A 7394-nucleotide genomic window follows, 5' to 3' on the forward strand; every position below is an offset into this window, starting at 1 on the left:
TCCTTGCTGTGGATTGCGCTGATGCAGATATGGCAAAGAGCATCAATGCGAAAGAAATAATCGATTTTTTCATTTTCATCTTAGAAGATAAGCATTTTTTCGTTAACACAACGTTATATTTTCATCATTTTTCGGTGTTTTTGTACAATTCTCTTTGTCATTTGTTACTTTTTTACTATATTTGCAGAAAAATAAATCGGTATCAACGTAATATAGACAGAATTATGAAGCAATTTTTCAAGAATGTAGCCGCTACCATCGTAGGTATCTTCGGATTCGGAATCATCATGGTGATTCTCGCCGTCATCACACTCATTGGTATGATATGCAACAGCAGCAAGACTCCTTCACTGAAAGACAACTCTGTGATGGTGATGAAGCTGCAAGGTCAGATCAGTGACCAGGCAAACGACGACTGGTTGGGACAGCTCACCGGTAACCAATATAACAACCTTGGCATGAACAATATCCTCTCAGCCATCAAGAAGGCAAAACAGGAGGATAAGGTGAAGGGTATCTATCTGGAAACGGGTATTCTGAGCACAGACTACGCTACATTGCTGGAAATTCGCAGCGCTCTTGCCGACTTCAAGAAGAGCGGCAAGTGGATCATCGCCTATGGTGATGCCATGACCCAAGGTGGATATTACCTGGCTTCGGTTGCCAATAAGGTATATGTGAACCCGGAAGGTTCGGTAGATTGGCACGGTATTGCCTCACAGACACAATATATAAAAGATGTGGCTGCCAAATTTGGCGTTCACTTCACCATTGTAAAGGTGGGCAAATACAAGAGCTTCACCGAGATGTACACAGAGGACAAGATGAGCGATGCCAACCGCGAACAGGTTACCCGATATATCGGAGGTCTCTGGAATCAGATTCTGGCAGATGTCAGCAAGAGCCGAAACATATCCAAGGATTCCCTGAATCGCTATGCAGACGGACTTATGGCATTCGATGATACCAAGCTCTTGAAATCCAGAAAGATGGTAGATGGATTCTGCTATTATGATGAAATCAGAGACGTAATAAAGAAACAGCTCGGTCTGAAAACCGATGAGAAGATTTGTCAGGTATCTATGAGTGATGTAAATGCAGCCGTAGATGACAGTAACCTTCTTGGCGACCAGATTGCTGTATATTATTGCCAGGGAGAAATCGTAAGAGTAGCAACTCCAGGCGCATTCGGCAGCGAGCAGCAGATTGTGAGCAATGACGTGATACAGGATCTGCAGGATCTGGGCAACGACAAGAACATCAAGGCTGTGGTACTCCGCATCAACTCAGGTGGTGGCGATGCCTATGCCTCAGAACAGATTTGGCGTGCAGTCAGTCAGCTCAACAAGAAGAAACCAGTAGTGGTATCCATGGGTGGCATGGCTGCTTCGGGTGCATATTATATGAGCATGGGTGCCAGCTATATCATGGCTCAGCCAACAACACTGACGGGTAGCATCGGTATCTTCGGTGCCTTGCCAGACATCAGTGATCTGATGACCAAGAAGCTGGGATTCAAATATGACGAGGTAAAGACCAACCGCAACAGTGCCTACGGCAGTGCCGGCAGTGCCCGTCCTTGGAGTGCAGAAGAAATCGGCCATCTTCAGGCTTATGTTAACCGTGGCTATGGTCTCTTCCGCCAGCGTGTGGCTGATGGCAGAAAGATGAAGACCAAAGAAGTGGAGAAGATTGCACAAGGAAGAGTATGGCTCGGAACCGACGCCAAGAGCATCAAACTGATTGACGGTTTTGGCAGTCTCGACGACGCTGTTGCCAAGGCAGCTCAACTTGCCAAGGTTTCCGATTACGGAACCACAGAATATCCTATGCCTGCAGACTGGATAGACCAGCTTTTAGACGGACTGTCAGGCAGCGGCGGCAACTATCTCGATGAGCAGTTACGACTCACACTGGGTGACCTCTACCAACCATTTATGATGATTCGCAACATCAAGGAGAAAGAACCAGTGCAGGCAGCAATGCCATTCGTACTGAATATACATTAATATATATAATAAGGTATAAAAAAGGAGTGAGGAAATGAGAACAGAAGGAGATCTTATAAAGATCAACGATTGGCTGCTACCGCTCAGTTGGATATACGGCAGCATCGTAAGATTCCGCAACTGGCTCTTCGACATCGGATTGAAGAAGAGCCGCGACTTCTCGATTCCCGTCATCTCGGTGGGCAATATCACCGTGGGCGGTTCGGGAAAGACCCCGCATGTGGAATACTTGATTCGCCTCTTGCACGACAAGGTGAAAATTGCCGTGCTGTCACGTGGATACAAACGCAAGAGCCACGGATATGTACTTGCAGATGAAAATACAGAAATGTCGGATATCGGTGATGAGCCTTTTCAGATGCACCAGAAGTTTTCTGATATCTACGTAGCGGTAGATGCCAAACGAGTAAGAGGCATCAACAACCTGCAAAGCAACGAAGAGACCAAGGATGTAGATGTGGTATTGCTTGATGATGCCTTCCAGCATCGCTATGTCAAGCCAGGCATCAATATCCTTCTGGTAGATTACCATCGCCTCATCATCTACGACAAGATGCTACCAGCTGGAAGACTGCGCGAACCATTGAGCGGAAAGAGCCGTGCCGACATCGTGATTATCACCAAATGTCCAAAGGATCTGAAACCAATGGAGTTTCGTGTACTCACCAAGGCTATGGATCTCTATCCATTCCAGAAACTCTACTTCACCTGCATCGACTACGATACACTGAAGGGTGTTTTCACAGGAAACGAACTGAAAGATCCAAAAGACTATCACGTGCTTCTGCTCACCGGCATCGCATCTCCAAAACAGATGGAGCACGACCTGAAGCCGATGGTCAAGGAGATGAAGTCTCTCTCTTTCGGCGACCATCACCGCTTCAAGAACAAAGACGTTGACCGCATCAATGAGGCATTCGAAGCCTTGCCGGAACCACGCATCATCATCACAACAGAAAAGGATGCCGTGAGACTGAGAGAGGCAGAAGGACTCTACGAGAGTGTGAAAGAAAGCATGTACGAATTGCCTATCAAGGTAAGCTTCATGCTTGACCAAGAAGATAATTTTAACGAAAAGATAATAAGCTATGTACGAAAAAATTCAAGAAACAGCATCCTGGCTAAGAGAAAGGATGAGCACAAGTCCGAAGACTGCAATCATTCTGGGAACAGGTCTCGGACAATTAGCTTCAGAAATAACTGACAGTTACGAATTCCCATATAGTGAAATTCCTAACTTCCCGGTATCTACCGTAGAAGGACATGCAGGCAAGCTCATCTTCGGAAAGCTGGGCGGCAAGGACATCATGGCGATGGAAGGCAGATTCCACTTCTATGAAGGATATAATATGAAGGAAGTAACATTCCCTGAGCGCGTGATGTTCGAGTTGGGTATCGAGACTCTCTTCGTAAGCAATGCCTCTGGAGGTATGAACCCTAAGTTCCAGATTGGTGACCTGATGGTTATCGATGACCATATCAACTTCTTCCCAGAGCATCCATTGCGTGGCAAGAACTTCCCTACCGGTCCTCGCTTCCCAGATATGCACGAGGCATACGACAAGCAGCTCCGTAATCTTGCCGACGAGATTGCCAAGGAGAAGGATATTCCTGTTCAGCATGGTGTATATGTGGGCGTCCAGGGTCCTACCTTCGAGACTCCGGCAGAGTACCGCATGTACCGAACCCTGGGTGGCGACGCCGTAGGCATGAGCACCGTTCCAGAGGTAATCGTGGCCCGCCATTGCGGTATCAAGGTATTCGGCATCAGCATCATCACCGACCTAGGCGGCTTCGACGTTCCTGTAGAGGTAAGCCATGAGGAGGTACAGATTGCTGCCAATGCTGCTCAGCCTAAGATGACTGAGATTATGCGAGAAATGATTCGCAGATCATAATTATTAATTATAAATTATAAATTATCTTGGATATAGCTAAGTTGGGTGAGTTTGGACTGATAGACCATCTCACCAAAGGATATGAAAACAAAAATGCCTCTACTGTTTATGGCGTAGGCGATGACTGTGCGGTGATGCACTATCCCGACAAGGAGGTGCTGATGACTACCGACATGCTGATGGAAGGTGTGCATTTCGACCTGACCTATATTGATATGCAGCACCTGGGTTACAAGAGTGCCATGGTCAATATCAGCGACATCTTCGCCATGAACGGAACGCCACGCCAGATGGTGGTAAGCATTGCACTGAGCAAGCGCTTCAAGGTAGAAGACCTTGATGAATTCTACAGAGGCCTGCGTATGGCTTGCGATAAGTTTGGCGTTGACATCGTAGGTGGTGACACCACTTCCTCACTCACCGGTCTTGCCATCAGCATCACCTGCATTGGCGAGGCTGCAAAGGAAGACATCGTATATCGCAACGGTGCCAAGGAAACAGACCTCATCTGTGTAACCGGCGACCTTGGTGCTGCCTATATGGGTCTGCAGCTCCTGGAACGCGAAAAGGCTGTATATTACGGACAGGTAGAAGACATCCGCAAGAAGATGGCAGAGGCAAAAACACAGGGTGACGACCAGAAGTTGGCAGCCCTCAACAAAGACTTGCAGGAAATGCGTAACTTCCAGCCAGACTTCGCCGGCAAGGAATACCTGCTGCAGCGTCAGCTCCAGCCAGAAGCTCGCGGCGACATCATAGCCCAGCTCCGTGAGGCAGGCATCCGCCCTACCGCTATGATGGATATCAGCGACGGCTTGAGCAGCGAGTTGATGCACATCTGCGAACAGAGCAACTGCGGCTGTCGTGTCTATGAGAAGAATATCCCTATCGACTACCAGACAGCAGTTCAGGCAGAGGAATTCAACATGAATCTCACTACCTGTGCCATGAATGGTGGCGAAGACTATGAGCTTCTCTTTACCGTTCCTATCGGCGACCATGCCAAGATTGAGGAAATGGAAGGCGTGAAGCAGATTGGTTACATCACTAAGGAGAGCCTCGGCAAGTTCCTCATTACCCGCGATGGTCAGGAATTCGAACTCAAGGCGCAGGGATGGAATCCTCTGAAAGACTAGTTTTACGAATCGCCTTCTCTAAGGAAGAAAACCAAAAGAGACGATTTAAGTTAATAAACGTTAAGCAAGAGAAAATGTTTGGTTTTCTCTTGCTCAATTAAAATTTTTGTTGTACCTTTGCAACCGCAAAAAGCAAGATGGTGCCATAGCTCAGTTGGTAGAGCAAAGGACTGAAAATCCTTGTGTCCCCGGTTCGATTCCTGGTGGTACCACTCCTCCTTTCATTTAGGCGGTTTCTGACTTCGGTTAGAGCCGCCTTTTTACGTATTCAGAAAAGGAGATAACAAATGTTACAACATAGAAAGAGAAGGATGCAAGAACGGCATCGTAGCTCATGGCGCTGAGGGAATGGTTCACGACATTACCATCAAGGATACCTATATCTTCTACAATCAGAAGGCGAAGGATATCGATGAGACTTGCAAAATCAAGCTCGAGAATGTGAACTTCGCTACTTTTGCAAAGTAAGGAACCATATCGCAAACCATTCTCTCTAAATGCGTCAAACACTTACCTTACAACGGTAAGCGTCTTTTCGCAGACAGAGAAATGAATATCCAGACCCTCATAAGGCATTCCATAAACCTTATGAGGGTCTTTCTGGTAATGCGGACGAGGATCCTGCGCCAGAACCTCTTTCAAGATTTCAATCTTCTCATCATTCAATCCCTGGCAAATCAGGTATTCCCTTACTTCCCCGGAAATCTCAACATCCAGCTTCGCCCATTTCCGATCATCCACGAATCCACTTCGTGCATCAGAATGACAATCGGCATACACCACGTAAGGCTTGATATCATAGATGGGAGTACCATCCATCAGGTCACCACCCTTTACATGAATGACAGGTCCCTTGCTTGTTTCCCATTCAATACGGGAGATTTTCACGGATGACAATCCGATGTTGTTCGGACGAAAAGGACTGCGGGTAGCGAATACCCCGACCTTCTCGTTACCTCCCAAGACAGGAGGCCTTACAACCGGACTGTTCGCCTTATGCTTATTTGCCGAAAACTCCCAAATAAGCCAGAGAAAATCGAAACCTTCCATTCCTCTGAGGAAATCCGGATTGCGATATTCGGGTTCAAAAACAATCTGTCCTTCCAGTTCAGCCACCAATCCAGCCTGCTTGGGAATACCAAACTTGCTGCTGAACGGAGAACGGAATCTTGCTATTGGTTTTATTTCCATATCTTTATATTATTGATTTTAGTTCCTATTTTCATATACTGGGGTATATTTCCATATATTCCAATGATTACACCTTATTATATATAGTACATTATATATATAGTACGAAAAAAGCGCTCGATTATTTTGTTGTCTCCACAAAATAATGTACCTTTGCACCGTAATAATAACAAGCAATCAATGATATAAAAAGAGAAAACAATGAAAATAGAAAGGCCTCAACATGAGATTTGGCTGCAAAAGCCAGGAGAACTCGGCATCTATCAGCAGATAGAGCGTGCCGGAAGAGTGTGCTACAAGAGTGAGAACAACACCACCAACGACTCGGCTAAGCCATTCGTAGATAGAATGATACAGAGTGAGCACTATGCAATGTTGGAACATGGCACAGTCTATCTCGTATGCAATCATGGGGAGTTACCATTCTATACAAACAACAAGTTCTCTCGCTACCACACCATCGATGGCAAGGATTACATCACTACCAATCTCCGTGTCTTGGCAGAAAACAAGGCACTGGATGATTTGAAATACCTCAGCGACTATGAGGAAGGAAAGCACGAGCTCCGCATCACCGTGCATTTTACCACACAGATTGCCATCACCCGTGAGTACAACCGCCATCGTGCCAACTCTATGGCAGAGCAGAGCACACGCTACTGCAACTACTCCAAGAACAAGTTCGACAATGAAATTACGATCAACCTTCCTACCTGGGTAGAAGAAGAAGGTTATAATGGTTCTCAGGAGAAAGAGGAGTACCGATTGGAAGATATGTGCGCCGACATTGCTGAAGGCAGAGCACAGGAATGGAGCAAGCTCGACACCTGGATCTTCGCCAACCAGGCTGCAGAATATGCCTACATGAAATTGATAGAAGCTGGCTGCAAACCACAGGAGGCTCGTGCCATCCTGCCATTGGATTGCAACACTGAGTTGGTACATACCGCATTTATCAGCGACTGGAAGCATTTCTTCGATCTCCGCGCTTTAGGTACCACAGGAGCTCCTCACCCAGATGCCAAGGTTCTCGCCTTGCCATTGATGGAAGAGTTCAAGGCTAAAGGTTATTTAAAATAGAAAGTAACTACTCAGCACCCCTATGGGCATGAGTAATCGTCTTACTGTTGTACTACAGCAAGAATTGCATTGAATTTAGA

The 7394-nt window shown here is 46.5% G+C and carries 6 protein-coding genes and 1 tRNA gene; 6 read left to right on the forward strand and 1 reads right to left on the reverse strand.

Annotation, left to right across the window (positions count from 1 at the left end; genetic code table 11):
- Positions 1–224: 224 nt before the first annotated feature.
- The 5 genes from sppA to AAAT87_RS01840 all read left to right on the forward strand — a co-directional run bounded on the left by sppA (position 225) and on the right by AAAT87_RS01840 (position 5255).
- A complete protein-coding gene (sppA, locus tag AAAT87_RS01820; protein ID WP_349225450.1) occupies positions 225–2009 on the forward strand; it encodes a signal peptide peptidase SppA in 1785 nt (594 codons plus the stop codon).
- Between the two features lie 34 nt (positions 2010–2043).
- The gene (gene lpxK, locus AAAT87_RS01825; RefSeq protein ID WP_295025141.1) at positions 2044–3213 is read left to right on the forward strand and encodes a tetraacyldisaccharide 4'-kinase; all 1170 of its coding nucleotides are present in this window, start codon (positions 2044–2046) and stop codon (positions 3211–3213) included.
- Positions 3098–3907: a purine-nucleoside phosphorylase gene (locus tag AAAT87_RS01830; RefSeq protein ID WP_118310987.1), complete on the forward strand. Its 810-nt coding sequence runs from the start codon at positions 3098–3100 to the stop codon at positions 3905–3907. The genes lpxK and AAAT87_RS01830 overlap by 116 nt, the downstream gene beginning before the upstream one ends.
- A gap of 23 nt (positions 3908–3930) precedes the next feature.
- Positions 3931–5043, forward strand: a complete 1113-nt coding sequence (thiL, locus tag AAAT87_RS01835; RefSeq protein ID WP_295025143.1) for a thiamine-phosphate kinase — start codon at positions 3931–3933, stop codon at positions 5041–5043.
- Positions 5044–5182: 139 nt separating this feature from the next.
- A tRNA-Phe gene (locus tag AAAT87_RS01840) sits at positions 5183–5255 on the forward strand.
- Between the two features lie 298 nt (positions 5256–5553).
- On the opposite strand, the gene tsaA is transcribed toward AAAT87_RS01840, so the two are convergent.
- Positions 5554–6234 carry a tRNA (N6-threonylcarbamoyladenosine(37)-N6)-methyltransferase TrmO gene (tsaA, locus tag AAAT87_RS01845; RefSeq protein WP_349225451.1) on the reverse strand — a complete coding sequence of 227 codons (681 nt, stop codon included), beginning with the start codon at positions 6232–6234 and terminating at the stop codon, positions 5554–5556.
- Between the two features lie 201 nt (positions 6235–6435).
- Between tsaA and AAAT87_RS01850 the strand changes: the two genes are divergently transcribed.
- Positions 6436–7314 (forward strand): FAD-dependent thymidylate synthase, encoded by an 879-nt coding sequence (locus tag AAAT87_RS01850; RefSeq protein ID WP_349225452.1) that lies wholly within the window; start codon positions 6436–6438, stop codon positions 7312–7314.
- Positions 7315–7394 lie beyond the last annotated feature (80 nt).

It is taken from the genome of Segatella sinensis (assembly GCF_040095255.1).
Taxonomy (GTDB): Bacteria; Bacteroidota; Bacteroidia; order Bacteroidales; family Bacteroidaceae; genus Prevotella; species Prevotella sinensis.

Bases quoted from the DNA above. Each gene is read 5' to 3' on its own strand.
- AAAT87_RS01830 (WP_118310987.1), top strand. From the start codon at position 3,098: ATGTACGAAAAAATTCAAGAAACAGCATCCTGGCTAAGAGAAAGGATG.
- tsaA (WP_349225451.1), bottom strand. From the start codon at position 6,234: ATGGAAATAAAACCAATAGCAAGATTCCGTTCTCCGTTCAGCAGCAAG.
- AAAT87_RS01850 (WP_349225452.1), top strand. From the start codon at position 6,436: ATGAAAATAGAAAGGCCTCAACATGAGATTTGGCTGCAAAAGCCAGGA.
- sppA (WP_349225450.1), top strand. From the start codon at position 225: ATGAAGCAATTTTTCAAGAATGTAGCCGCTACCATCGTAGGTATCTTC.
- lpxK (WP_295025141.1), top strand. From the start codon at position 2,044: ATGAGAACAGAAGGAGATCTTATAAAGATCAACGATTGGCTGCTACCG.